The organism is Nonomuraea sp. H19 (assembly GCF_052068215.1).
Classification (GTDB): Bacteria; Actinomycetota; Actinomycetes; order Streptosporangiales; family Streptosporangiaceae; genus Nonomuraea.
Map to the genome: position 1 here is coordinate 267,866 of NZ_JBQHCV010000014.1, position 24,968 is coordinate 292,833.

At 71.5% G+C, this 24,968-nt stretch carries 20 protein-coding genes and 1 pseudogene; 7 read left to right on the top strand and 14 right to left on the bottom strand.

Annotation, left to right across the window (positions count from 1 at the left end; all coding sequences use genetic code 11):
* Positions 1 to 51 precede the first annotated feature (51 nt).
* A pseudogene (locus ACTMTI_RS30425) lies at positions 52 to 108 on the top strand (hypothetical protein); the annotation flags it as partial.
* Positions 109 to 440: 332 nt separating this feature from the next.
* On the opposite strand, the gene ACTMTI_RS30430 reads toward ACTMTI_RS30425, so the two are convergent.
* The 4 genes from ACTMTI_RS30430 to ACTMTI_RS30445 form a co-directional block, all read right to left on the bottom strand.
* Entirely contained in the window at positions 441 to 2,447 is a 2,007-nt protein-coding gene (locus ACTMTI_RS30430) for a methyltransferase domain-containing protein (RefSeq protein WP_441124001.1), read from the bottom strand.
* A 37-nt stretch (positions 2,448 to 2,484) separates the two neighbouring features.
* Positions 2,485 to 3,489, bottom strand: a complete 1,005-nt coding sequence (locus ACTMTI_RS30435) for an enolase C-terminal domain-like protein (protein WP_441124002.1) — start codon at positions 3,487 to 3,489, stop codon at positions 2,485 to 2,487.
* Between the two features lie 13 nt (positions 3,490 to 3,502).
* Entirely contained in the window at positions 3,503 to 4,873 is a 1,371-nt protein-coding gene (locus ACTMTI_RS30440) for an MFS transporter (RefSeq protein ID WP_441124003.1), read from the bottom strand.
* A 73-nt stretch (positions 4,874 to 4,946) separates the two neighbouring features.
* Positions 4,947 to 5,678: a TetR/AcrR family transcriptional regulator C-terminal domain-containing protein gene (locus ACTMTI_RS30445; RefSeq protein WP_441124004.1), complete on the bottom strand. Its 732-nt coding sequence runs from the start codon at positions 5,676 to 5,678 to the stop codon at positions 4,947 to 4,949.
* Positions 5,679 to 5,777: 99 nt separating this feature from the next.
* Between ACTMTI_RS30445 and ACTMTI_RS30450 the strand changes: the two genes are divergently transcribed.
* Positions 5,778 to 7,211 carry an MFS transporter gene (locus ACTMTI_RS30450; protein WP_441124005.1) on the top strand — a complete coding sequence of 478 codons (1,434 nt, stop codon included), beginning with the start codon at positions 5,778 to 5,780 and terminating at the stop codon, positions 7,209 to 7,211.
* A gap of 35 nt (positions 7,212 to 7,246) precedes the next feature.
* Here ACTMTI_RS30450 and ACTMTI_RS30455 read toward each other — a convergent pair whose 3' ends face one another.
* From ACTMTI_RS30455 to ACTMTI_RS30475, 5 genes are read right to left on the bottom strand one after another with little or no spacing between them, the layout of a single operon-like run.
* Positions 7,247 to 8,386, bottom strand: coding sequence for a VWA domain-containing protein (locus ACTMTI_RS30455; RefSeq protein WP_441124007.1), 1,140 nt, complete (start codon positions 8,384 to 8,386; stop codon positions 7,247 to 7,249).
* On the bottom strand, positions 8,383 to 10,722 hold the full coding sequence (locus tag ACTMTI_RS30460) for a DUF5682 family protein (RefSeq protein ID WP_441124008.1): 2,340 nt from the start codon (positions 10,720 to 10,722) through the stop codon (positions 8,383 to 8,385). Before ACTMTI_RS30460 ends, ACTMTI_RS30455 begins: the two co-directional genes overlap by 4 nt.
* Positions 10,719 to 11,783: an ATP-binding protein gene (locus ACTMTI_RS30465; RefSeq protein WP_441124010.1), complete on the bottom strand. Its 1,065-nt coding sequence runs from the start codon at positions 11,781 to 11,783 to the stop codon at positions 10,719 to 10,721. The genes ACTMTI_RS30460 and ACTMTI_RS30465 overlap by 4 nt, the downstream gene beginning before the upstream one ends.
* A gap of 40 nt (positions 11,784 to 11,823) precedes the next feature.
* On the bottom strand, positions 11,824 to 13,194 hold the full coding sequence (locus ACTMTI_RS30470) for a DUF5691 domain-containing protein (RefSeq protein ID WP_441124011.1): 1,371 nt from the start codon (positions 13,192 to 13,194) through the stop codon (positions 11,824 to 11,826).
* Positions 13,191 to 14,771, bottom strand: coding sequence for an SWIM zinc finger family protein (locus ACTMTI_RS30475; RefSeq protein ID WP_441124012.1), 1,581 nt, complete (start codon positions 14,769 to 14,771; stop codon positions 13,191 to 13,193). The genes ACTMTI_RS30470 and ACTMTI_RS30475 overlap by 4 nt, the downstream gene beginning before the upstream one ends.
* A gap of 124 nt (positions 14,772 to 14,895) precedes the next feature.
* On the opposite strand from ACTMTI_RS30475, the gene ACTMTI_RS30480 reads away from it, so the two are divergent.
* From ACTMTI_RS30480 to ACTMTI_RS30495, 4 genes are all read left to right on the top strand, one after another.
* Positions 14,896 to 15,441 carry a cupin domain-containing protein gene (locus ACTMTI_RS30480; RefSeq protein ID WP_441124014.1) on the top strand — a complete coding sequence of 182 codons (546 nt, stop codon included), beginning with the start codon at positions 14,896 to 14,898 and terminating at the stop codon, positions 15,439 to 15,441.
* Between the two features lie 287 nt (positions 15,442 to 15,728).
* Positions 15,729 to 16,679 carry an SPFH domain-containing protein gene (locus ACTMTI_RS30485; RefSeq protein ID WP_441124016.1) on the top strand — a complete coding sequence of 317 codons (951 nt, stop codon included), beginning with the start codon at positions 15,729 to 15,731 and terminating at the stop codon, positions 16,677 to 16,679.
* Between the two features lie 9 nt (positions 16,680 to 16,688).
* Positions 16,689 to 16,952, top strand: coding sequence for a hypothetical protein (locus ACTMTI_RS30490; protein ID WP_441124017.1), 264 nt, complete (start codon positions 16,689 to 16,691; stop codon positions 16,950 to 16,952).
* Positions 16,921 to 17,565, top strand: a complete 645-nt coding sequence (locus ACTMTI_RS30495) for a GOLPH3/VPS74 family protein (protein WP_441124018.1) — start codon at positions 16,921 to 16,923, stop codon at positions 17,563 to 17,565. The genes ACTMTI_RS30490 and ACTMTI_RS30495 overlap by 32 nt, the downstream gene beginning before the upstream one ends.
* Positions 17,566 to 18,169: 604 nt before the next feature.
* Here the strand turns inward: ACTMTI_RS30495 and ACTMTI_RS30500 are convergent.
* From ACTMTI_RS30500 to ACTMTI_RS30520, 5 genes are all read right to left on the bottom strand, one after another.
* Positions 18,170 to 19,624: a multicopper oxidase family protein gene (locus ACTMTI_RS30500; protein WP_441124019.1), complete on the bottom strand. Its 1,455-nt coding sequence runs from the start codon at positions 19,622 to 19,624 to the stop codon at positions 18,170 to 18,172.
* Positions 19,625 to 19,702: 78 nt separating this feature from the next.
* The gene (locus ACTMTI_RS30505) at positions 19,703 to 21,544 is read right to left on the bottom strand and encodes a sensor histidine kinase (protein WP_441124020.1); all 1,842 of its coding nucleotides are present in this window, start codon (positions 21,542 to 21,544) and stop codon (positions 19,703 to 19,705) included.
* Positions 21,535 to 22,140, bottom strand: coding sequence for a response regulator transcription factor (locus ACTMTI_RS30510; protein WP_441124021.1), 606 nt, complete (start codon positions 22,138 to 22,140; stop codon positions 21,535 to 21,537). The genes ACTMTI_RS30505 and ACTMTI_RS30510 overlap by 10 nt, the downstream gene beginning before the upstream one ends.
* Before the next feature lie 96 nt (positions 22,141 to 22,236).
* Positions 22,237 to 23,121, bottom strand: coding sequence for an SDR family oxidoreductase (locus tag ACTMTI_RS30515; RefSeq protein WP_441124022.1), 885 nt, complete (start codon positions 23,119 to 23,121; stop codon positions 22,237 to 22,239).
* 2 nt (positions 23,122 to 23,123) lie between these two features.
* Positions 23,124 to 24,077: an EamA family transporter gene (locus ACTMTI_RS30520; protein WP_441124023.1), complete on the bottom strand. Its 954-nt coding sequence runs from the start codon at positions 24,075 to 24,077 to the stop codon at positions 23,124 to 23,126.
* A 103-nt stretch (positions 24,078 to 24,180) separates the two neighbouring features.
* On the opposite strand from ACTMTI_RS30520, the gene ACTMTI_RS30525 reads away from it, so the two are divergent.
* On the top strand, positions 24,181 to 24,696 hold the full coding sequence (locus ACTMTI_RS30525) for a MarR family winged helix-turn-helix transcriptional regulator (RefSeq protein ID WP_441124024.1): 516 nt from the start codon (positions 24,181 to 24,183) through the stop codon (positions 24,694 to 24,696).
* Positions 24,697 to 24,968: the final 272 nt, after the last annotated feature.

Below are 24,968 nucleotides of genomic sequence, written 5' to 3' on the forward strand. Positions count from 1 at the left end.
ATGCCGCAGGCGCGCGCCCTGATGGTGCTGTCCGCCGAGGAATCCATGTCGATGCGGGCACTGTCCGACCTCCTCAGCGCCAACCCCTCCAACGTCACCATCACGGTGGACCGGCTGGAGGGGCGCGGGCTGGTCGAGCGCGACGAGGTGGCCGGAGATCGCCGGGTGCGTGCCGTACGACTGAGCGAAGCGGGCGCGGCTCTCAAGCGACGACTCCAGGAGAGTTTGCTGGCCGGCAACCCCACAGGCCACACGCCTCAGCACCACGGAGCAGCAGACGCTGCGGGATCTGCTGCGGCGGCTGGTGGACGAGGAATAGTGCCCTGCTGGACGATCCTGGCGACGGCCGCCAAGCGCCTTTACACTGTAGATCACGTACCTTCCTGGCGCGACACCGCAGACGCCCACGCGGTGCCGTTCCCGAGCGGCCGCGACAGGACCTACGCCGGGCGGTGGAAGGTGGCGCGCCAGCGGTGGCGTTCGCCGTCGCGCAGGTCCTCGATCGTCCCCGCCTCCAGCCCACCGCCGGCGAAGGCCGCGATCTCCGACGGGGTCAGCGGCCATGGCGGCGCGAACACCGGCCCGCCTTCCTCCCTGCCCGACGCGATCACCAGCAGCGTGCCCCCGGGCCGGACGAACTCCCCGACGGCGGCGACGGCCTGGGCGTGCAGCGGCTCGGGCAGCGCCTGCACGGTCATGATCTCGACGACCAGGTCGAAGGCGTGCCGCCACTCCGTAGGCGGATCCAGCAGGTCGGCGGTCTGATAACGCACCCGGCTCTCGGGGAAGCGTTCCTTCGCCAGGCGGATCGCCGACTCGCTCACGTCGAACGCGACCGTCTCGTAGCCGAGGCCCGCCACGCATTCGGCGTCGTCCCCCAGCCCGGCGCCCACGACCAGCGCCCGCCCCTGCCCGGAGCCGTGCGCTGTGGCCCACTCCACCAGCAGGTAGTGCGGGGAATGGGAGTCCCACGGGACGATCGCGTCGCCGGCGGCCGACTCGGCGTAGAGACGCTCGAACCAGCCGACCGGGTCCCCCTCGGCCAGCGACTCGGCGGCCAGCCTGATGGCGTCCGCCTCCGGGTCTCGCCCTTCCATCCATCCCCCCAGCAGGATCCCGTACGGCTCCCCGCGCGCCGCTTTCGCGGCCAGTTCTACCAGATTGACGCGATTGCCCAGCGGGCCGACCAGCTCGCGCTGGACGAACGGGTGTTCATGCACGTACCCCTTGCGCCTCAGCGCCACGTCGAACAGCGGCAGGAGCGCGCAGACGCCGGGTGAGGCGTGCGGGCACAGCTGCTCGGTGTGCCACCACGAAAGCTCACCCGCCCGGCCCGCGACCGCCAGCTCCACGACGTCCAGGGCGGCGACAGGGCGGCCGAGGAGCTTGCCGGCGGCCTCGATGACGGCCTCGCGCTCCTGCTCCGTGGCGAGACTCCAGTCCGCGGCAGGGATCTCGTCCAGCCGGTACGGCTTGTTGAACAGCGAGAAACCGCCATGTTCCAGCAGGCGATGGTTGATCACCTTCGCCAGCCGGAGTTCGAGCCCGCCGTCCACCCGCTGCACCACTCCCGAAGGCGCGGCCACCATCCCGGCCGGATCCGGGGTGCTCCAGGGCCCCTCCCCGAACAGTTCCTCCTCTTCGGGATGGATGGTCACGTCCGCTTGGACGTGCTGCACGATACGGTTCAGCAATCCATCCCACTGGATCTTCCACAGGAAGCTCTCGTACATGTCCAGGGCGGCGCCGCGGTACGCGAACGGTGCCACGTACCGGGTCAGGTGCCAGTTGAAGGCGCTCTTCACGAACACCTCGGCCCGCGAGGCGGCGGCCAGCCGCTCGCGCCCGACCAGGGAGTGGGCCTCGGCCCAGAGCGCCTGACGCAGCGGCCGGCACGCCTGCCGCAGTTCGTCCCCCTCGGTCCCGTGGTGGAGGAACAGGAGGACGGCCGAGTGCTCGTGCCGGCGCCACAGCTTCACCGTCAGCAGTTCCCTGACCATGAGCGCGTGCAGGTCCGGCTCGCTCAGCGCCATGAGCAAGGGCAGGCCCAGCACCAGATCGGGCGTGCCGCGCCAGCTGCGGTCGGCTCGTACGAAAGCGAAGGCCGACAGGCGCACGCGGGGCGCGCTCTCGTAGCCGGCCAGCCGCGCCGCGTCGGCGACCAGCGCCGCGAGCCGCGGATGGTCGTCCAGCGCGAGCACGGGGTAACGCCAGCGGAGTCGCCGCGGCCACCGGTTCACCGCGAAAGCGAAGGCGCAGGCGACGAACGCGGCGGTCACGAGCAGCACGACCTCCGGGATCGTGTAAACGCTGCTGACCAGCAGCAGCCCGGCGGCGGCAGCCATGATCGCAACCACGCCGGCGACGAGCTTGGCGCCTTCCGACAGCAGGGAGGACGGTTCGCGGGCCAGCCGGAGCCGTAACACGTTCCGGCGAGTCAGCCGCACGCCCAGCCCTCCACCCCGTGATGATCAGGATGGCACCCTACGCGTGGAATGTGTCCTTCGCCAGCCGCCGCAACCGGGTCTCGTCGACGTCGTGGCCCAGGCCGGACTGGGTCAGGGGAACGGCGATCACGCCGGCGTTCGCGCCCACGATCGGGGTGACGATCTGGTTCTGGCGGGGCGGCTGCGTGACGTCGCACGGGAGTGTGCAGCCCGGCAGGCTGGCGACGGCCACCGTGGCCGCCCTGGCCAGCCCGGCCCCGTGGCCGCCCGCGCACTGGATGTCCCAGCCCGCCGCCGCGGCCCGGTCGTGCGCCCTGCGGGCCTCGCTCAGCGACGCGAACGCGGCCGGCCGCAGCAGCAGGACCCGCGCCGCCCGCAGCGTCAGGTAGTCGTCCAGCTCGGCCGTCGAGCCGACCTCGACGGCGACGGAGGCGGCCACCTGGTCCTGCAGCGCGGCGTGCGTGTAGACGTCGCCGGCGGCGAAGGGCCGCTCGATCACTTCCAGGCCGTAGGAGTCGAGCGCGACGAGCTGGCCGAGGTCGGTGTAGGCGTTGCCGCAGTCGACGGCCAGGGTCAGCGCCGGGTACGCCTGCCGCACCGCGCGTATCGGCTCGACGTCCCACCCGGGCCGGACGTCCAGCGTGACGTGCCCGTAGCCGGCGCAGACCTGCTGGTTGACCCGGGACACGAGGCTTTCCGGCGACGGGTCGGGGGTCAGCCGCACGGTGGCCATGAGAGAGGTGCGGGTGCCGCCGATCGCCTCCGCGAGCGGCACGCCGCGCATCCTGGTCCACAGGTCCCAGCAGGCCATGTCCACCGCGGCGTCGCCGCTCGGCACGGCGTCCGGATGCTCCCAGTCGACGCCGATCAGCAGCGCGGCCAGCGTCTCCTCCAGCTTGGACCAGGTCTTCGGCTGCGGGGAGGTGGCCTCGCCCCAGCCGACCATGCCGCCGTGGTCGGTGAGCTTCACGAGCAGGGTCTCCGACCTCCTGCCGAACGGCAGGACCAGCCGAAAGACCTCAAGCTCCCGCACTCGCGGCATGTACCCCCCTTTTTCACGCACTTACCTCCATGGTGCCTGGTCGCGAGGAGTGCGCAAAACGCGGGGCCAAGACGAACGCCAGGACGGCGAGCGCGGCGGTGAAGGCCAGGGCGATGGCGTAGCTGCCGCCCGTGGCCGTGAACAGGGCTCCGCTGACCGCGACCGCCACCACGGTGAACACCGACTCCCCCACGCCCACGGCCGCGCTGTTCTGGCCCTCCTCGCCCTCTTCCGACAACTCCAGCACCAGGACGGACACCGTCGGGTGCAGCGCGCCGATGCCGAGGCCCGCGATGGCCATGGCCACGTACGCGACCGCGAGCGGCACCGAGTCGACCAGCACCAGCGTCACCAGCGCGATCCCGGCCGCGATCATGGCGGCGCCGCCGCGGATGGCGGCCATGTGGCTGATCATGCCGCGGCCCTTGAGCCAGGAGCCGGTGGACCAGCCGAGCGCGCCGATCGTGAGCACGATGCCCGCGCCGGTGGCGGTCAACCCGCGCTCGTTGATCAGCATGAGTGGGATGAGGATCTCGGCCGCCGTGAGCGAGCCGAAGGCCAGGCCGCGCAGCACGGGCGCGGCAGGCAGGCCGGGTGCGCCCGTGAGCGAGCCGGGCAGCAGCAGCTTGGGCAGGGCCACGGCCAGCAGGACGATGCCCGCGAGGAGCAGGGGCACGCCCGCGAGCTTCAGCGCGCTGCCGTACTGGATGAGGGCGGCGGCGACGGCGGTCAGCGTGGCCCAGACGAGCTTGCGGCCGAGGCCGGGAGCCGGTCCGGCGATGCCGTCGCGCAGGTCACGGCCGCCGGTGCCGCGCCAGAGCAGCAACGCCGACGGGATGACGATCAAGGAGACGCCCAGGAAGATCCATCGCCAGTCGGCGTTCTGGACCACGAACCCGGCGATCGCCGGCCCCACCATGGACGGCACCACCCAGGCGGCCGAGAACAGGGCGAACACCTTGGGATGCATCTCGCTGGGATAGACCCGGGCGACCAGCACGTACAACGCGACCTGGATCAACCCGCCGCCGAGCCCCTGCACGAACCGGCCCGCGACGAACACCTCCATGTTCGGCGCGAACCCGGCAATCAGCAGCCCGGCCACGAAACCCGCCACACCGACCGCGACCGGCGGCAGTGGGCCGCGCACGTCGCTCCACCGCCCGCCCAGCACGGTCGCGATCACACTGGCCGCGAGGGTGGCGCTGAAGGCCAGGTTGTACAGGGGCAGGCCGTCGAGGTCGCGGGCCACGACGGGCATCGCCGTGTTGACCGCCATGGCCTCGAACGCCACCAGCATGACCAGCGCGACCAGCCCCACGCTCAGCGCCCGGTACGGCGCGGACACCACGCCGGCCGGGGGCGTCTCAACAGTTGTCGTCATGCCAGGCAAGCTATGGCGTCGGCGCGGGCCGCCACATCGGGCGCGGGGCCTAGACGGTCCTCGGCCATTGGGCCTAAGGCATGCGCGCCTCGAGGCCGTCGAGCAGCAGTTCCAGGCCGTACGCGAAGCGTGCTTCGCCGTCGTCGGCGATCAGCTCGTCGATGTACTTGGTCAGGTGGGGGAACCGTTCCGGCGGCAGCGCCCGATAGTAGGTGGCGATCTGCCCGGCGAAGGACTCGAAATACTCCCGCGGCTCCGTCATCCCGGCCGCCCTCATCCGCGCGAAGTGCAGGGAGCCCTCGTAGGCGTCGCCGACGACGTACAGCGAGATCCGGTCCATCGCCAGCGACGCCTCCCGCGGCGGCATTCCGGCCTCGACGAGCAGCCCGAAGATGAACTCGCCGGCGCGGACGGAGTTCTCCCCCGTGGGGACGTTGGCGAGCGCCGCCCTGGCGACGTCGGCATGGGCGCCGAGCACCCGGTGCACTTCCATGGCGTACCCGCGTAGCTGTTCCTTCCACCGGCCGGGATCGCGCTCCGGCAGGACGATCTCGCCCAGCACCCGGTCGTAGATCAGTTCGAGCAGCTCGTCCTTGTTGGCGACGTGCGCGTAGAGCGAGGCGGGGCCCGTGTCGAGCTCCTGGGCGACGCGTCTCATGCTCAACCCGTCGAGACCTTCGGCGTCCATGATCCGCAGCCCGGTCTCGACGATCAGCTCCTGACTCAGCTGCCGCTTGGGCTGCACCGGCTTACGCGACTTGCGCCACGGAGGTACGGGCACGCCTCCGCTTTCCTTGCCATCCATGCGAACAGCGTACTTGACACGAACATCGTTCGCTACTAAAACGGTGTTCGTCAGCGAACATCGTTCGTCCATAGAACACGGTTTATCGAGGAGCCCCCCATGACAGTCACCGCCTCCGCGGCGACGACCGAGATCCAGCCCTATCGCTGGCGCTGGGTCGCACTCTGCGTGATCCTGGCCGCCGAGGTCATGGACCTGCTCGACGCGCTCGTGACCGCGATCGCCGCCCCCACGATCCAGCAGGAGCTGGGCGGCTCCGACAGCCTCGTGCAGTGGCTCGGCGCCGGCTACACGCTGGCCATGGCCGTCGGCCTGATCACGGGTGGCCGGCTCGGCGACCTGTACGGCAGGAAGCGGATGTTCCTCATCGGCGCGTGCGGTTTCACCGCCGCCTCGCTGCTGTGCGGCGTCGCTGTCAGCCCGGGGATGCTGGTCGGCAGCCGGGTGCTGCAGGGCCTGTTCGGCGCCGTGATGATCCCGCAGGGCCTCGGCCTGATCAAGGAGATGTTCCCGCCGCGCGAGCTGGGCAAGGCGTTCGGCATGTTCGGCCCCGTCATGGCCATCTCATCCGTCGGCGGTCCCGTCCTGGCCGGCTGGCTGGTCGACGCCGACTTCTTCGGTACGGGCTGGCGCATGATCTTCCTGATCAACCTGCCGATCGGCCTGGCCGCCGCGCTGGCCGGGATGCGCTTCCTGCCGGAATTCCGCCTAGCGAACTCCACCAGGCTCGACCTCGGCGGCGTGGGCCTGGTGTCGGCGGCCGCCGTCCTGCTGATCTACCCGCTCATCCAGGGCCGCGAGCTGGGCTGGCCCGCGTGGACGTTCGTGTCGATGGCGGCCTCGCTGGTGCTGTTCGCGGTGTTCGGCCGGTACGAGTCGCGCCGCGTCAGGGCGGGCAAGGATCCGCTGGTCACGCCCGGCCTGTTCCGCAAGCGCGCCTTCACCGGCGGGCTGGTGGCCGGGCTGGCGTTCTTCTCCGGCTTGATGGGCTTCGGCCTGGTCTTCAGCCTCTACGCCCAGCAGGGTCTCGGCTTCACGCCGCTGCAGGCCGGTCTGGCCGGGTTGCCACAGGCGGTGGGCGGCGTGCTCGGGTTCGGGCTGGCGATGTCCGGGCTGCAGGAGAAGCTCGGCCGGGGCCTGCTGCAGATCGGCACGGTCGTGATGGCGGCGGGCGCGGCCGTGCTCGCGCTGACCATCCACCTGGCCGGGCTCGACGTCAGCGCCTGGCAGCTCGCTCCCGGGCTCGGCCTGGTCGGCATCGGGATGGGCCTGACCATGGCGCCGTTCTTCGACATCGTGCTGGCCGGGGTCGAGCCGCACGAGTCCGGCTCGGCCAACGGCACGCTGACCGCCACGCAACAGCTCGGCGGCGCGCTCGGCACCGCCGTGCTGGGCACGATCTTCTTCAACCTGCTCGCCCGCGAGTGGGGGTTCGGCTCGGCCATGCAGGTGACCGTGTGGGTCGAGGTGGGGCTGCTGGCCCTGACCTTCGCCCTGTCGTTCCTCCTGCCCCGATTCGCCCGGGCGGCTTGACGACCATCGTGCCCCGGGGCGAAGGGCCCGCCGCTCTATGACGGAACATGGCGTTCGGCCCACCGCGCGATGTCGCGCCGCTCGATCGCGGCGGCCATCAGATCGGGGAACGCGTCGGGTGTGCAGGCGAACGCCGGCACCCCCATCGCGGCCAGCGCGGCGGCGTTCTCGTGGTCGTAGAACGGCGCGCCCTCGTCCGACAGCGCCAGCAGCACGATCACCTGCACGCCCGCCTGCGTCATGGCCGCCACCCGGCGCAGCATCTCCTGGCGGACGCCGCCTTCGTACAGGTCGCTGATCAGGATGAAGATCGAGTCGGTCGGGCGGGTGATGAGGCCCTGGCAGTAGGCGATGGCCCGGTTGATGTCCGTGCCGCCGCCGAGCTGCGTGCCGAACAGCAGCTCCACCGGGTCGTGCAGCTGCTCGGTGAGGTCCACCACCGCCGTGTCGAACACCACGAGCGACGTCTTCAGCGACCGCATCGAGGCCAGCACCGCGCCGAACACGCTCGAATACACCACCGACGCCGCCATCGACCCGCTCTGGTCGATGCACAGCACCACCTCGCGCTGCACCGAGCGCTGCCTGCGGGCGTATCCGACGAGCCGGGACGGGACGACGGTGTTCCGCTCCGGCAGGTAGTTCTTGAGATTCGCCCGGATCGTCCGGTCCCAGTCGATGTCGGCCACCCGCTTGGGGCGGTGCGTCCTGGCCGACCGGTCGAGCGCGCCCGTCACGGCCGCCCTCGTCTTCTGGGCCAGCCTGCGTTCGAGCTCCTCCACCACCTTGCGCACCAGCGCCCTGGCCGACTCGCGGGCGCGGTCGGGCATGACGCGGTTGAGCGCGAGCAGGGTGCCGACCAGGTGCACGTCGGGCTCCACGGCCTCGAGCATCTCGGGTTCGAGCAGGAGCCTGGTGAGGTTCAGCCGCTCGATCGCGTCCTTCTGCATGACCTGGACGACCGTGGCGGGGAAGTACGTCCTGATGTCGCCCAGCCAGCGGGCCACCCGCGGCGCCGACGCGCCCAGCCCGCCTTCCCTGCCCTGGTCGTAGACGGCGGCCAGGGCCGCGTCCATCTGCACGTCGGCGCCCTGCAGGCCGCATCCGGTGCCGTCGGCGTCGCCGCCGCCCAGGACCAGCCGCCACCTGCGCATGCGCTCGTCGGACGCGCTCATCCGCCCGTCCTCCCCATGATCCTCAGTATGGTCTCGACGGCCGCCGCCGCACGCCGCTCGTCCACGCCCTGCTCCCCTTCCCGTTCCCCGGTCCCCGCCGACCGCAGGCGCTCGCCGACCGCCCTGCGCTCGGGCGCGGCGAAGCCCCCGAACGTACGGCGCAGCAGCGGCAGCACGTCGGTGAACTGGTCGCCGGACAGGCCCGTGAGCCAGCCGTCCACCAGGTTGAGCAGGCGCGGGTCGTGCACCAGCAGCAGGCCGCCCCCGGCCAGGAACCCCTCGACCCAGGCGGCCGCCCTTACCGGGGTCTGGCCGCGGGACATGGCCCTGGACATCCGGTCACCGGCGTCTTCGAGCTCTCCCGCGTCCAGCAGGATCCTGGTCAGCCTGCCTTCGATGAGGCCGTGCAGGTCCGGCCGGTCGCTGAGGCCCCGCAACGTGACCAGCCACCGGCTCTGCGGCGACGCCCCGGATGCGACCCCAACGGCCGAGGCCGGGCCCTCACCCGGCGTAGCGTCCTCGGTGGAGGCGGGCACGGATGTGGGAGGCCCGGCGAGGACGGCGCCGGCCGGCGGCTCGGTGAGGAGGGCGACGGCCGCGTGCACCGCGTCCACGTGCTTGAGCAGGTCGGCCGCCGCGTCGTCGTCCAGCCCGGTCGCCGCCACCGGCAGCCCGACGCAGATCCGTTCCAGCATCGACCGCACGATCACCACCAGCCCTTCGGCCGAGGTGCCACGGACGTCGCCGTACCGGTGGGCCCGCACCATCGCGGGCAGCGCCGCCATCAGGTGCGTGACGTCGGTGTCCAGCGCCGCCTTGGCCGACAGCGCCGCCAGCACCTCCGGCAACGCCTGCGGCAGCTCGGCCAGCAGGCACTGCTCGACCAGCGACGTCAGATCCGCCAGCGCCGCCGACTCCGCCCCCGCCAGATCCCCGGCACGCCGCGCGGCGGCGGCGGCCACGGTGGTGCCCAGCGCGGCGTGCTCGATGAGCGCGAGATCGTGCTCGGGCCGCCACTGCAACGTCCACGTCTCCCTGAACGTGCCCTTGCCCCGCGCCTGCCCAGGCGTCCCCCAGCCGACGTCCAGCAGCCGCAGCCGGTGCAGCAGGTGGCTGCGGCCGAGGTCGAGCGGCTTGCGCAGGTCGAGGTCGAGCTCGCGGTCCAGCGCCTCGGGCTTGAGCTTCAGCCGCCGCTGCTGTTCGCGCAGGTCACGCTGGAGCGGCACCATCGGCGTGCCGTCGGTGACGTGGCCGAGCCGGTCGCCGACGACCATGCGCCGCTGGATCAGCTCCACGGGCAGGTCGTCGCCCTCGCACAGCACGGCCCTGGCCGCCTCGGTGACCTCGCCGAGCCCGGCCAGGGGCCGGCCGCGCAGCGCGGCCAGGCTGCCGGCCAGCCGTACGGACTCGATGACGTGCGCGGACGACACCGCCAGCCCTTCATCGCGCAGCACGGCCGCGGCCGCGGCCAGCCACCGCTCCACGGGCCGGTCGGGGACGCTGAACAGGTGGTGGTACCAGCCCGGCGAGGTGATCCCCGCGCCGTAGCCGCTCCACGACGCCAGCCTCCCGTACGTCCACGGGACCCACGTCAGCTCGGCCTTCACCTTGGGCAGGCCGCGCAGGACCGCGTTGTCGGCCGCGGCCGGCGGCAGCGGCCCCGCCAGCGCCGGGACGTGCCAGGCGCCGCAGATCACCGCGATCCTGGCGTAGCCCTGCTTGAGTGCCGCGCGGATGCTCTTGCGCATGTACGCCTCGCGCCTGGCCTCCCGCTCATCCGGCACGTGTCCCTCGCGGACGGCGGCCATGGCCTCGGCGATCGCCTCGAACGGCGTATCGCCGCGGTGCTCGACGACGTCCTCCCACCAGCGCTCCGGGTCGTCGTATCCGGCGGCCGCGGCGAGCGACCCGATGGGGTCGGCCCGCAGGTCGGGGACCTCGCCCTCGCCGGGGTCCACAGCCAGGGAATGGGCCGCGGGCAGGTCGCAGAAGCGTACCGGGATGCCGGCGGACGTGCCGTACAGGATGGCCTGCCACTCGGGCGAGAACACCGCGAAGGGCCAGAACGCGGCGCGGGCCGGCTGCCCGGGCACGTGCGCGAGCAACGCGACCGGTGGCTCCAGATCCGGGGCAAGCGGGATGAGCGGGTCGGCCTCGGGCGGGCCTTCGATGAGGATCGCGTCGGGGCGCAGGCGCTCCAGCTCCGCCCGCACGGCCCGCGCCGACCCCGGCCCATGGTGCCGCACACCGAGGACCGAGACCTTCGTGTCACCGACGAACAGCACGCCCGTCGCGCCCGGCCCGATGTCGGGGGTGGGGCCGGGGGTGCCGGTCATGTCGCCTCGCGGCAGGCGCGGTAGAAGTCTCGCCAGTCCGAACGCTCGCGTACCACCGTCTCCAGGTATTCGCGCCACACCACCCGGTCCGACACCGGCTCCTGCACCACCGCGCCCACGATCCCGGCGGCCACGTCGGCCGGGCGCAGCACGCCGTCGCCGAAGTGGGCGGCCAGCGCGATGCCGTTGGTGAGCACGGAGATGGCCTCGGCCGTGGACAGGGTCCCGCTCGGCGACTTGACCTTGGTGCGGCCGTCCTCGGTCACGCCGGTGCGCAGCTCCCGGAACACCGTCACCACCCGCCTGATCTCCGCCAGGCCGGTCGTCGTCTCGGGCAGCTCCAGCGCGCGGCCGAGCTGGGCGACGCGGCGCGTGACGATGTCCACCTCCTCCTCGGCGGTGGCCGGCACGGGCAGCACGACCGTGTTGAAGCGCCGGCGCAGCGCGCTGGACAGCTCGTTGACGCCCCGGTCGCGGTCGTTGGCGGTGGCGATGACGTTGAAGCCGCGCTCGGCCTGCACCTCGCGGTTGAGCTCGGGGATCGGCAGCGTCTTCTCCGACAGCACGGTGATCAGGGCGTCCTGCACGTCGGACGGCATCCGGGTCAGCTCCTCGACGCGGGCGATGCGGCCCTCGGCCATCGCGCGCATCACGGGCGACGGCGTCAGCGCCTCCATCGACGGGCCCTCGGCCAGCAGCCTGGCGTAGTTCCAGCCGTACCGGATGGCCTCCTCGGCGGTGCCGGCGGTGCCCTGCACGAGCAGTGTCGAGTCGCCGCTGATGGCGGCGGCCAGGTGCTCCGACAGCCACGTCTTGGCGGTGCCGGGCACGCCGAGCAGCAGCAGCGCGCGGTCGGTCGCCAGCGTGGCGACGGCGACCTCGACGATGCGCCGCGCGCCGACGTATTTGGGGGTGACGCGGTCGCCGTCGCCCAGGATGTACGTGGTGACGGCCCACGGCGACAGCTTCCAGCCCGGCGGCCTGAGCCGGTCGTCGTCCTTGGCCAGGAGAGCCAGCTCTTCGGCGTACTGGTCTTCCGCGTGCGGGCGCAGAACGGTCACGGGGTCTCCTTCGCCGGTCTCATGACCGAGATGCTGGATGTCATCGATTGCTCGTTTCGCTCGCGTCGGGAGCGCGCAGCTCCCTGTACATGTCGGCACGGAACCGCAGCAGGGCCGCCACCTGCTGGATGGACTCCACGGGCGAGTAACTCTCGGCAAGCCAGAACAGCGCCGGGTCGATGCGCTCGCCCGCCAGCTTGACCAGCTCGCCGAGGTTCCACGGCTGCGTGGTGGCCACCTTCACGATCTTGCGGAGGACGGCCGTGGCCAGCCCCTCGCGCCAATGGGACGACACTCCGCCGAGCACCATGATCAACTGGCTGTCGAGGTCGTGCTCGCGGACGAACTCGGCGGCGAGCTCCTGCTGCTCGTCGGGCGGGAGTGACTCCAGGAGGTCGGCGATCGGGTCCCACCCGAACATCGCCCGCGCCCACTCCGGGTCCTTCTGCAGTACGGCGGCGCGCACCCAGGCGGCCTTCACCTCGGCGTCCCAGTCGGGGATCTTCAGCTGGAGCAGCCGGGTGGGCGGCCGGCCCCAGACCGCCAGCGGCGCGCGGGCGATGATCTGCTGCAGCCACCAGGCCCGCTCGCCGATGCCTCTGGGCGGTTTGAGGCGGATGCCGTCGCGTTCCATCGCCTTGTCGCATTCCTTGGGGGCTTCGATGGCGATGACGTTGCCGGCGATGGCCACGCAGGCTCTCACCCTCCCGGCCATGCGCTGGGACAGGCGCGAGCCGGGGAGGCGGGTGAGGAGGTTGGCGGCGGACTGGCGTACTTCTCTGCGGCGGTCGTCCAGGGCCGACTCCAGGAACGGCTCGTCGTCCATGCTCAGCCCGTCGGCCAGCACCTCGACGAACGCGGCCCGGTCGTCGGGCGTCTCGCGCTCCCATGTGCTCTCCAGCAGCCGCCTGGCCGCGGCGGGCTCGGCGGCCCTGAGCGTGCGCAGGTGCGCCAGCCGGTCGGCCGCACCGCCCAGCTCCCACGTCTCGCCCGTCGGCTCTTCCAGGAGGTACGCCCAGGCGGGGTTCTGTGCGGCGAGCCACCTGCCGCGCTGCCCGGCCAGCACACCGAGATGGACCCGGATCGAGCGGTCGCGCCTGCCGCGTTCGAGCAGTTCGGGCAGCACGTAAGGGAGCACCCTGCGGCCGGTCTCGGCCGCCGCGGCCAGCCACTCCGCGAGCAGCCTCTCGTGCTCGCCGCCCATGATCCTGGCCAGGCGCTCGGCGGCGCGCCTGCCGACGGCGGGCCGCTCCTCCTCGGGCGCGGGCTCCGGTCCCCCGACTGTCCCCAGCCGCATCCCGGCCCGCCGCCGCGCCACCTGGACGGCGGCGGCTTCGAGCAGTGAGCCGTGGTACGGCCGCCGGTCGGTCCCCACGAGCGCCGCCGACGCCAGCTCTTCCCAGGTGCTCACAAGATCACCGCCATTCCGTCCTCGTCCCAGGTGGTCAGGGGCCGCAGGCCCTGCGGTGTCCATTCGACGGCCACCGTCAGCGGCTGCCCGCCGGAGACGGCGATCAGCCGCCAGGGGTCGCGGGCCTTGGGGTGCAGCGGGAGGCCGCCGATCGAGGCCCGCTCGGGGGTCACCGCGGCCAGCACGAGCGGCCAGGACTCGGTCCACGGATCCTCGGCCACCGCCCTGGCCACCTCATCGAGCGCGTCCTCCGGCGACACCCCCGGCGGCACGGCCGGATGCGGGCTCGCCGGCCGGGCGGCGCGTCCGGCCGCGGACCCGGCACCGTAGCCGGACCCGGACGCGGACACGGTGCTGTAGCCGGAGGCGAGCTCGGACGCGGAGACGGCGCCGTAGCGGGTGGCGACCAGGGCGCGCAACGGGGCGGCGCCTTGGTAGAAGGTCACGTCGGCTTCGATGGTGGTGCCGGTGACCAGGGACGCGTCCAGGGCCTGGCCCTGCGGGGCGAACGAGAGGATGAGCGCGGGCCGGCCGGTGCGGCGGCCGCGGAGCCAGACGCGGCGGGCCGTCAGCCGGTCCTGCTCGTCGTCGCGCCGGCCCAGAACGTCCCACAGGTCCCGCACGGCGGACCCGGTCAGCACCTGTTCCCTGGTGACGGGGAAGCCGGTGCGGATCAGGACCGTCTGCGCCAGCGGGGCGGGCAGCTCCGCCCGCCGCCGGTAGGCGACGGCGAGGAGGTTGATCAGGGCGTATTCCTCCAGCAGCCGCCCGGGCCAGTCGTCCTCCGCCCGCACCCGCGACAGCCGCGACACGATGCCCGCGACCCCGGGGGCCTGAGCGTCGATGAGGCGCTTGGCCAGGCCGTCCCAGTCGTGCTCGGAGGCCCCCGCCAGGCCCTGGCGCACCTGGTCGGCCAGCCAGCGCTCCAGCTCGGCCAGCCCGGACGCGACGCGCGCATGCCGTACGGACTCCCCGTCCGCAACGCCACCCCGCTTGCTCCCCGAACGCCCCGAGCCGGCGGCCCGCGCCTGCCCCGCGGCACCGCCATCCGGCTCCGGCCCGGCGAACGCCTGCCCCGCCGCGACGGCCGCGTCCTCGGCGCCCGCCTGCCCCGCGGCGACGGCCTTGCCCTCGGCATCCGCCTGCCCCGCCGCGACGGCCGCGTCCTCGGCATCCGCGCCGTCCCCAGCCGGTTCGGCGGCCTTGGCGCGGGCGGCCTCCATCCGGGCCGCTGCCTTGGCGGCGCGCTCGGCACGCGCCTCCACCCACTCCGTCACCCACTGCGGCGCCGCCTCCTCCACCGGCACCCCGTCGGCCGACCACAGGAGCAGCAGCCCGAGCGCGTGCTTGCAGGGGAACTTCCGGCTCGGGCAGTTGCAGCGGTATGCGGGCTCGGTCAGGTCGACGCAGGCCAGATAGGGCTTGGTCCCGCTGCCCTTGCACGCGCCGTAGAGGACCGTGCCCGTCGTGCCGCGCAAGGACCATTTGCCGGGCGCCGCCACCCCTTGGGCCGCCTTCTGGGAGGGCGCGTCGGGGGCGAGGGCGAGCACCTGATCACGGCTCCACCGTTCGATCACCTGCCGCAGACTAGCCACTCCGACCGACATTTCGCGGCGACTGCGACAAGCCCGCCGAAGACACTGACGTCCACCTCGTCCAGAAATCACCAGTGTCCGGAAATATCCCCCTAAACTCACCTGGGTGGAGCTGAAGACCTATCCCGACGGCCCGTCCATCGAGGTGGCCGACGAGGCCGCGGCCCTGACCAGCCCGCTGGAGGGACAGCTCGTCCTGGACGGCACCCGCTTCCTGCGCAGGGATGTCACGGGGGCCCCGGTCGCGTTCGTCGAGCGCCCGCCCATCGCCGCGGCCCTCGACCTGCTCCCCCACCCGGAGGGCGGCTGGTTCCGGGAGACCTGGAGAGCGGCGGTGACGTTCCAGCCGGAGGGCTACGAAGGTCCCCGGGCCAGCGCCACGGGCATCTATTTCCTGCTGCAACCGGGCGAGGAGTCGGTGCCGCACCTGGTCAAGTCGGACGAGGTCTGGCTGTGGCACCGTGGCGGCCCGCTGAGCCTGACGATCGGGGACGCCACGATCACGCTCGGCCCGCAGGTGGAGGACGGCCAGGTGCCACAGGCGGTCGTGCCCGGCGGTACGTGGCAGTCGGCCCGCCCAGCGGGCACCGAGGCCGTCCTGGTGAGCTGCGTGGTGTCGCCGGGCTTCGATTTCGCTGATTTCACCGCTTAGCGGACTGCTCCGGAGAGGCGACGCCGACCGTCGCGGGGCAGTCCCGCGCCGGTTTCGCGTACCCGCCGCTCCACCGGCTCGCCACGTGCGGAGGCCGCATCCCGCTGCCGCCGGATCCGTCCGTCGTGGCCGGCCTCGCCGAGAGCGCGATGGTCCACGAACCTCTGCGCCGTAGTCCGTTCTGACCGGCGGCCCGTCCTGCCGACCATGACCCCCTTGCCCCCTTTAGGGAAAAGTGATATCACTTTGATAGTAGTTGGATAGCTCGCGGAGGAGGGACAGGGGAAATGAGCGACACATCAGGCGGGGTCGCACTCGAAGGGACCCTCGTGGACATGCCGGAGCCGCGCACGAGCGAGCGCCCGGTACGGGCCGCCAACGGGTTCGTGATGCTGGGGGTGGTGACGGCGCTGGTCCTGGCCGGGCTCGCGCTGCTGGTCATGGGGATCGTCATGCTGGCCACGGGGTCCGGGCAGGGCGGGATGTGGCTGGCCGTGGTCGCCGCTCTGGCGATCATCGCCGGTGTGGTGCTGAGCTTCGGCCTCACCGCGGTGGCGCCCGGCGAGGCCAGGGTCGTCCAGCTGCTCGGCCGCTACGTCGGCACGCTGCGCACGCCGGGCCTGCAGTGGGTCAACCCGATCACCATGCGGCGGCGCGTGTCCACGAGGATCCGCAACCACGAGACGGAGGTGACCAAGGTCAACGACGCCGACGGCAACCCCATCCAGATGGCGACCGTGGTGGTCTGGCAGGTGCGGGACACGGCACAGGCCGTCTTCGAGGTGGACGACTTCGTGGAGTTCGTCGCCATCCAGGCGGAGACGGCGGTGCGGCACATCGCGGGCAGCTACCCCTACGACTCCCACGGTGAGCCGAGGCTGTCGCTGCGGGACAACGCCGACGAGATCAACGAGAGGCTGTCCGCCGAGATCGCCGCCAGGGTGGCCTCCGCCGGGGTGAAGGTCATCGAGTCCCGCATCATCCACCTGGCCTACGCGCCCGAGATCGCCCACGCCATGCTGCGGCGTCAGCAGGCCGGCGCGGTGGTGGCGGCCAGGCAGCGAATCGTCGAGGGGGCCGTCGGCATGGTCGAGATGGCCCTGGCCAAGCTCGCCGAGCTCGACGTGGTCGAGCTGGATGAGGAGCGCAAGGCCGCCATGGTCAGCAACCTGCTCGTGGTGCTGGTCGGAGACCGAGACACGCAGCCGATCGTCAATACCGGCACGCTCTACCAGTAAGTAACCGCCGTGGAACGGAAGAAGATCCTGCTGCGGCTCGATCCGGTCGTCCACGACGCGCTGGCGAAGTGGGCGTCCGACGAGCTGCGCAGTACGAACGCGCAGATCGAGTTCCTGCTGCGCAAGGCCCTGTCCGAGGCCGGGCGCCTGCCCAACGACGTGGGACGGATGCGACCGCGCGGACGACCGAGGAAGAGTCCGGAGGAATCCGTGGAAGAAACCCGAGAAGAGGGGGCGGCAGATGGAGCCGAGGACGCGGGTGGCGCAGGGTGAGTCCCTGCCGCGGTCGGCCTTCCTGCTGGCCTTCGACCTCCGCAAGGAAAAGCTGACCGGCCGGGGCAGCCTGGGCTACCTCCTGCGCGCGGCGGCCCTCGCCGAGCTCCTGCTGGGCGGCAACCTGGCGGATGAGTCGGGCAAGGCGCGCGCGGTCACCGCCCCCGCCGATCCCGGCCCTCTGGAGGCGGCCGTCTGGGAGCAGATCGCGAACTCCCCGCCACGGTCGTGGCGGCGCTGGGTCGGCAAGGACAGCTCGCTCGCGTACCGCCTGGTGCGCGACGAGCTGGAGGCCGCCCGGCTGATCCGCGTGGAGCGGCGCAGGATCCTGCTGTTCCCGGCCAAGCGGATCACGCCACGCCGGCCGTACCTCTCGCGCAGGCTCGCCGAGCAAGTCGGCAGAGCCGTGCGCGGCGGTCAGCCGACGGGCCGCCTGGCGCAGGACGTCCGCGTCCTGGCCGCGCTGGCCGGGGCGGCCAGGCTGACGGTGGTGCTGTCCGAGCGAGAGTGGCGCCGCCACACCAAGCGGATCGAGGACCTGTCGGCGCCCGTCGAGCCGGTCGCCACAGCGTTGCGCAAGATCTTCGATACCGCGTCCAGCAGCTACGGCTGACGCGCCACATGGCCGGCTCTTGGGCCGGGATCCGTAACTGTGGCATGCACGCGAGCGCATGCCGGAGTTACTGTGGGTACAAGCCCGATTCCCCTAGGTGAGGCGAGGTACCGAAATGATCCCTGGCTGCGGCAGCTGCAATTGCTTCGACGTCATGGGCACAGGGACTCCTCCGCACTGGACGGTGTTGCACGTCGAATAGCAGTCACCGAAACGCGGGGTCGCGCCACCATCGTCGGGAACGATGGTGGCGCACCGGGGGTCGAAGCCCCGCGAATCCCCCGGCAGCGCCAGCCCGGCGATGCGCCTGGCCGGTCAGCTGAGGAAGTCCACTACGCCGCCTGCCCGCACATGGCCCGCTCCCGCCGCACCGGCTGACCGCAGCGGGGCAAGGACAGCCGATTCGCCGCCGAGGCGGATCGGCGGCTGGTGGCGTCATCGTGTCAGCTACCGCCGGACGGGCGGGAACGGAGCCGTGAGGCTCGAAAGCCTGTGGAGACCCGGTAAGACCACCCCGGTGGCGCAGGTCGATGAAGCAGGAAGCCGCAGAAGTGTCGCGTATGCGGCACAGGCTGAATCGTCGCCATTCATGGCGGCGAACGCGTCAAACGTGGTGGGCGGCGATCGTACGGGGCACCTGGTTCTCGGTGCCCGGCTCCACGATCACGAACTGCCCCATCATGCCGGAGTCCTCGTGCCGGAGGATGTGGCAGTGGTACATGTACGGCGTGGCCGGATCGGTGAACCGGCCGAACTGGACGGCGAGCCGTACCGTGCTCTTCGGCGGCACGTAGACGGTGTCCTTGTGGCCGCTCGCGTACGCGGGCGGTTTCTCCCCGTCCACGTCGAGCACCTGGAAGGCCACCTCGTGGATGTGGAAGTTGTGGGCGTAGACGGTGTTCTCGATCTCCCAGATCTCGGTGGCGCCGGCGGGAACCACCTCATCGATTCGCGACAGGTCCATTTCCTTGCCGTTGATGGCGTCGTGGCCGTTGAGCCGGAACCGGCGGACCTTGGCGTTCGGGGGGACCGCGATCGGAGCGGGGCCGGCCAGGCGGGCCGGCAGGCGGGGAGAGGTGGCGAGCCGCGGCGCGGCGACGATCTTCAGGAGGTCGAAGTCGCCCTCGTCGATGTTGTCAGACCCCGAGAGCGTGCGGAGCAGGACCTGCTCGCCGCCCGTGAAGGTCACGACGACCTCCACGCGCTCGCCCGGCGTGAGCGAGACCTGGTCCACCTGGACCGGGGCGGGCAGCAGGCCGGCGTCGTTGCCGACGATGTGGAACGCGCGGCGGTCGGCGAACGTGAGGTGGTACATCCGGGCGTTCGATCCGTTGAGGATCCGGAAGCGCACCCGCTCGGTGCGGACGTTCACGAAGGGGGCGTGCGTGCCGTTGACCAGGATGTGGTCGCCCAGAATGCCGAAGGTGCCCGTCAACGGGTCGCCCGTCGGTGAGCCGTCCTCGGCGAACCTCTTGTCCTGCAGGATGAGGGGGACGTCGTCGATCCCGTACGTGCCGGGAAGCTCCGCTCCGGTCCGGTCGTCGATGATGAACATGCCGGCGAGGCCACGGTAGACGTGCTTGGCGGTCTGGCCGTGCGGGTGCGGGTGATACCAGGAGGTGGCGGCGGGCTGGTCGATGGTCCAGTGCGGACTCCACGTGGCGCCCGGTTCGATCATCTGGTGCGGCCCGCCGTCCATCTTCGCGGGCAGCCGCATTCCGTGCCAGTGCACGGTACTCGCCTCGTCCAGCCGGTTGGTCACCGTCATCCGGATCCGGTCGCCGCGTGCCGCCCGGATCGTCGGCCCGAGGTGCGGGCCGTTGAACCCCCAGGTCTCGACCGGCTTGCCGGCCAGGATCTCACTGCGGCCCCGCTGCATCGTCAGTGTGAATCTCCGCGTCCCGTCCTTGTCCACCTTGGGCTCGAGCAGCGGCGGCACACGTAGCTCGGTGCGGAAGGCGGCCGGATCGCTCGTGGTGCGCGGGGCCGCGGCGCTGGAGCCGCAGGCCGAGGCGAGGCCGGAGAGCGCGGCGGCCGCGAGGAACTGTCGACGTTTCATTGTCCCCGATTGATCTTTCGTGTCAGTGTGGCGGACCCACTGTGAGGCACCGGGCGCTCCGCGGCACAGTCGCCGGGTTCACCTCGTGGGCGTGAGATCCTCATGATCGACTGGTGTGCGGGCGAGGAGCTCGAAGCGGTCGCCGGTCCGGGTGGTGGTGAGCTCGCCGCCGATGGCGGCCAGCCGGGCGCGCAGGCTCGGCAGCCCCGTGCCGGGCGCGTCGGAGGCAGAGGTGAGGGCAGGGGCGGGTCCGTCGTTGGCCCCGTCGTTGGTGACGCGCAGCCGTACGCGGCCGTCCTCGACGGTGATCTCGACCAGGCACTCGTCCGGTGTGCTGTGCCTGAGGACATTGGTGACCGCCTCGCGCAGCACCACCGCGAGCACGGGCTCGGCCGGCCCGGGTACGGGCACGGCGTCGATCCGCACGGCCGCGCCCGCCGACTCCAGCACGGCTCTGGCGGACTCGACCTCGGCGGCCAGCGACAGGCGCTGATCCGGTGCGCTCACCCGGGCGGTGTCCGAGAGCGCGGCCCGCGCCGCCTCCGTCACCCGATCGAGTTGCCCCATCGCCCGGCCAGGGTCCACGTCGAGCAGGCGCAGCGTGAGCTCCCCGTGCAGGACGATCGTGGTGAGACCGCGGCCGAGCAGGTCGTGCACGTCCCTGCCCACCCTCAGCCGCTCCCGTAGGGCCGCCAGCTCGACGAGCTCCGCCCTGGTCTGCCTGAGTTCGGTGACGAGAGCGACCAGCCGGGTCAGGCCGTAGACCGCCAGAGCAGTGGCCAGGGCAGTGCAGAACTGGTAGCCGCCGAGGAGCGGGCTCCGGGTGAGCCAGCCCTCCACCGCCGCGATGCCGCAGATCGCCACGCACAACGGCCACGACACCGGCGCCCGCGCGCAGAGCAGGACGACGCTGGCGAAGAACCCCGACACCATGAGCGCGGCCGTCTCCCCGTCCGCCAGGGGCAGGTAGATGGTCATGCCCTGAGCCACCAGCGTCCAGCCCAGGCCCCTCGGTCGCCTGCCCGCACGCAGGGCGGCCAGGTGCCAGAACTGCAGGGCGAAGGTCACGGGCATCAGGGCCAGGTAGCCGACGTCTCCCGAGCCGGGATCGAGGGCCTCGCCGGCGGCGAAGTTGAACAGGGCCTGCCCGATGAACAGCACGTGCGTGACGACGAGGATCGGTGTGGCCAGCCGTACGATGCGTCCGTCGTGATCACGAGGCGGGAACGGGATCGGGCCGTCGGCGGGCGGGAGAGACCGTACCCGGTCCAGCGCCTTCCGTGCGATGGCGACGGCCCGGGAGACCTGGTTCCGCACCGCCTCCGCCTCGCCCTGGCGCCGCGCCCGTCGCGCCAGATGCTCGACGGCGGACACGCTGCTCACCACCAGGTGCTGTACGTGCCGCCACAGCCGTAGCCGCTCGACCTCCCCGGCCCTGGCCGCCAGCTCGGACCGCTCCCGCTGTACGTGATCCAGCAGGTCGGCGAGCCGGCTGAGGCCGTACAGCATCAGGCCGAGATTGAGGGGGGCGACGACCGCGTAATAGACGTGCACGGGTGCGCGGTCCAGCGCGACCGCTATGGCGCCCTCGACCACCGCGATCAGCCCCAAGACCAGCCACGCGGCGGGACCGCTCACCGTGAGGAGCGCCGAGGCGGCGACGAAACCCGAGCCGCCGGCCCGCCAGCTGCCGGCCTCGACCAGCAGGGGCAGGTAGTTGAGCACGGCCTGCACCGGGAAGAGCACGGCGGACAGGCGCCGCCTGCCCGGCAGCGAGATCTGCAGCTGGAGCGCGGCGACCAGGACGATGCTGTCCACGGTCACCGGCCCGGCCGAGGCCTCGCCGACGTGGAAGAGCACCCGCACCAGGCACATCACGCAGATGAAGGCGGCGAGCAGGCGGGCCGGGCTCAGAGCCAACCGGCGTCCTGGGCGATCCGGACGGCGTGCAGCCGGTTGCGGGCGTGCAGCGTGGCGACGATCTGGGTGAGGTAGTTGCGTATGGTGCCCACGGACAGGAACAGCGCCTCGGCGATCTGCTCCACGTCCTCGCCGTCGGAGAACCTCCGGAGCACCTCCAGCTCGCGCGGCTTGAGCGGGCTCTCCACCACCTCCAGCGCGGCCACGGCGAGCTGGGGATCGACCACCCGCTCACCCGCCGCGACCCTCCTGATCGCGTCGGCGAGCTGGTCCGGCGGGGCGTCCTTGACCACGAACCCGGACGCCTGGGCGGCGAAGGCCCTGCGGACGTTTCCCGGGCGGCCGAAACTCGTCACGACCAGCACCCGGCATCGCGGTAACCGCCTGCGCAGCTCGGCCGTGGCGGTGAGCCCGTCGACGCCGGGCAGCCCGACGTCGATCACCGCCACGTCCGGCTGGTGCTCCAGCGCCATGGGCACGATCTCGTCGCCGGTCGCCGCCTCCGCGACCACCTTGATGTCGGGTTCGAGCTCCAGCAGTGCGACCAGTGCCCCTCGGACCATGTGCATGTCCTCGGCGAGCAGAACCCGGATCATCCATGCCCCTACTCCCAGGACCTCACTTGCGCCCTATTTCTACCATCTCGTGAGATCTTCACTGTGGATCATGAAGATGACCACCGGGTCACGGTTTCAGTTGTCGTCGGCCGAGGTGAACGCTGCGGCGTGGTCGCGGACGAAGCCGGCGATGTCACGCGGGGGGTGGCCGAGAAGGTCGGCGACCGTATCGGTGGTGAAGTCTCCCCAGCCGGAGACATACGCCTGCGCGTACTCCTCGAGCATGTCGGCGATCCATTGCGGAACGCCGTAGCCGAGCAGTGTCTTGCGCTTGGCGTCGTCACTGACCGGCAGGTACGTGATGGACCTGCCGAGAGCGAGACTCAATTGGCCGGCGACCTCGTCCAACGTCAGCGAGCGCGGGCCGGTGAGGGTGTACGTCTGACCGTGGTGGCGATCCGGGTCGTCGAGGAGCACGCGGGCAGCGCACTCGGCGATGTCGCGAACGTCGATCATGCCGATCCGCGCCGAGGCCATGTTCAGCGAGAACGTGCCGGTGGCGGCGATGTCGCCCGCCTCGTTCAGCAGGTTCTGCATGAACCAGTGGGGACGCAGGATCGTCCAGCGCATGCCGCATCGTTCGGTCTCCCGGTCGGACAGCGCGTGCAGCCTGCCACTGCGGTTCGGCGCGTCGTGTGCCGCGCCGACGACGGACAAGCGCACGATGCGCTCCACACCGGCCTGGCGTGCGGCCCACACGGCGTTCATGTTGTGCTCCGGGGCTCGCGGGCCGTTCGGGGTGAGCAGCCACACGTCCTGCACGCCCTCGAAGGCGGGCGGCAGCGACCGGGCGTCATCGAGGTCACCGACGAAGACCTCGGCGCTCTGCCCGTACGTGCCGGCCGCTTTGGACTCTTGGCGGACGAGAGCGCGGAGGTCCACATCGGCCCCTTCCAGCGCATTCATCAACGCGGTGGACACGGTTCCAGTGGCTCCGGTGATCAGCACGGTGCGCGACACGCTCATTCTCCTTTGGTGGTAGCGGGGATACGGACCAGGTTGCGGACAACGTCGGGTGGCAGCTGAGCGGCGGCGATGGCGGTCAGCGCGAGCACGAACCCGACACCCTGCCACGGCGTCAGGGATTCACCGAGAAACAGCCAGCCCAGGATCGTGGCGACCGTGGGTGAGAGCAGGGCGAGGAACGACGCGGCGACCACGGGCAGCTTGCCGATGCCGTGGAACCAGATCAGGAAGGAAAGCAGGGCGCCCACGACGGACAGCCACGCGTAGCCGCCGATCGCACGAAGATCCAGTTCGGACGGAAGCTCCTCGAACGCGAGCGCGAGCGGGACGAGCACGAGACCGCCGGCAGTGAGCTGCCAGCCCGCGATGGTCGCTGCGCCGGCGCCCTCAGGACGTCCCCAGCGTTTGGTCAGGACGATCCCGCCGGCCATCACGCCGGCAGCCGCGATGCCGGCCAGGATGCCGAGCAGGTCGAAGGAGAGCCGGCCGCGCAGGACGATCAACCCGACGCCCACCACGCCGACCAGGCCCCAGCCGAGCAGCCAGCGTGTGGGCTTCTCACCGAGCAGCAGGACCGCCAGGCCGGCGACGAACAACGGCAGGACGGCGGTGAGAGTCGCCGCGATGCCACCCGGTAACCGATAGGCGGCGACGAACAGCAGGGCGAAGAGCGCGCCGATGTTGAGGGTGCCGAGCAGCAACGAGCGCCACAGCCACTTGCCGTGCGGCAGCCGGCGCGTGATGGCGAGCAGGATCAGCCCCGCCGGCAGCGCGCGGATCACACCGGACACCAACGGGTGGCCGGGCGGGAGAAACTCGGTGGTGACCAGGTACGTGGTCCCCCAACTGACCGGCGCGACCGCGGTCAGCGCGGTCAGCGCGGTCGGTCCCAGGGTGCTACCGGGCGGGGACGCGCTGAGCGCGTCCGCCCGGCTCGGGGCCTGCCTCATCCAATCTCCTTAACGTTGAAATATTCAACGTTCGCGAATGTAGCCGCCTGTTAGGATCGCGTCAAACAGTTTCACGTTGAGATGTTCTGGAGGCGGCAGGCCCGTGGAGGACAACGTCGACTGGCGGATGAACCAGTGGCGGACCGAGCGGCCCGACATCGACCCCACGCCGATGGGCGTGGTGGCCCGGATCCAGCGCGCCTGCCGACTACTCGAACGCGAGCTTCGTGACCACTTCGCCACACATGACCTGCAGCTATGGGAGTTCGACATCCTGGGGACGCTGCGCCGGTCCGGGCAGCCGTATCAGCTCACCGCGGGGCAGTTGGTCGAGCAGTCGATGGTCACCTCCGGAGCGATCACCAACCGGATCGACCGCCTCGTCGCCAGGGAGCTGGTGACCCGCGAGGTCGATCCCCTCAATCGGCGCAGCGTGTTGATCACGTTGACCGAGCGTGGCCGGGAGCTGATCGACCGAGTCGTCGTCGACCATGTCGACCTGGAGGCGAAGCTCCTCAGCAAACTGAGCGGCCGTGACCAGGAAGATCTCGCCGGACTACTGCGCAAGCTGCTCACCAGCCTCGGCGACTACTCGCCTGGCAATCCCCTGACTCCGTAGAGACCGACTTGCATGGATCTTGTGGCGCTAGTGCGGTAAACCACATAGGTTCACCGCACTAGCCGTCGGGACCGATTCTCAGTGTGTTCGGGAACCACTCAGCGAGCACTGACGCATGATCTGAACGCGAGTTTTACCGGGTCTTGCGGGGGCAGCGTTCGCGCGAGGGAGGTATGGCCGTCAACTACCACCGGCTGAAGCCGGTGGTTTGCTCTCACGGTCCCGTCTGGCTGAGGGGAGGCCGGTAGCGTGTGGCTGGTTGACAGCAGCCC

Excerpts from the sequence above, each read along its gene's own strand:
- ACTMTI_RS30435 (WP_441124002.1), bottom strand. The coding sequence starts at position 3,489 with ATGCCGCGAGTGCGGGAGCTTGAGGTCTTTCGGCTGGTCCTGCCGTTC.
- ACTMTI_RS30440 (WP_441124003.1), bottom strand. The coding sequence starts at position 4,873 with ATGACGACAACTGTTGAGACGCCCCCGGCCGGCGTGGTGTCCGCGCCG.
- ACTMTI_RS30445 (WP_441124004.1), bottom strand. The coding sequence starts at position 5,678 with ATGGATGGCAAGGAAAGCGGAGGCGTGCCCGTACCTCCGTGGCGCAAG.
- ACTMTI_RS30450 (WP_441124005.1), top strand. The coding sequence starts at position 5,778 with ATGACAGTCACCGCCTCCGCGGCGACGACCGAGATCCAGCCCTATCGC.
- ACTMTI_RS30455 (WP_441124007.1), bottom strand. The coding sequence starts at position 8,386 with ATGAGCGCGTCCGACGAGCGCATGCGCAGGTGGCGGCTGGTCCTGGGC.
- ACTMTI_RS30460 (WP_441124008.1), bottom strand. The coding sequence starts at position 10,722 with ATGACCGGCACCCCCGGCCCCACCCCCGACATCGGGCCGGGCGCGACG.
- ACTMTI_RS30485 (WP_441124016.1), top strand. The coding sequence starts at position 15,729 with ATGAGCGACACATCAGGCGGGGTCGCACTCGAAGGGACCCTCGTGGAC.
- ACTMTI_RS30495 (WP_441124018.1), top strand. The coding sequence starts at position 16,921 with ATGGAGCCGAGGACGCGGGTGGCGCAGGGTGAGTCCCTGCCGCGGTCG.
- ACTMTI_RS30500 (WP_441124019.1), bottom strand. The coding sequence starts at position 19,624 with ATGAAACGTCGACAGTTCCTCGCGGCCGCCGCGCTCTCCGGCCTCGCC.
- ACTMTI_RS30510 (WP_441124021.1), bottom strand. The coding sequence starts at position 22,140 with ATGATCCGGGTTCTGCTCGCCGAGGACATGCACATGGTCCGAGGGGCA.
- ACTMTI_RS30520 (WP_441124023.1), bottom strand. The coding sequence starts at position 24,077 with ATGAGGCAGGCCCCGAGCCGGGCGGACGCGCTCAGCGCGTCCCCGCCC.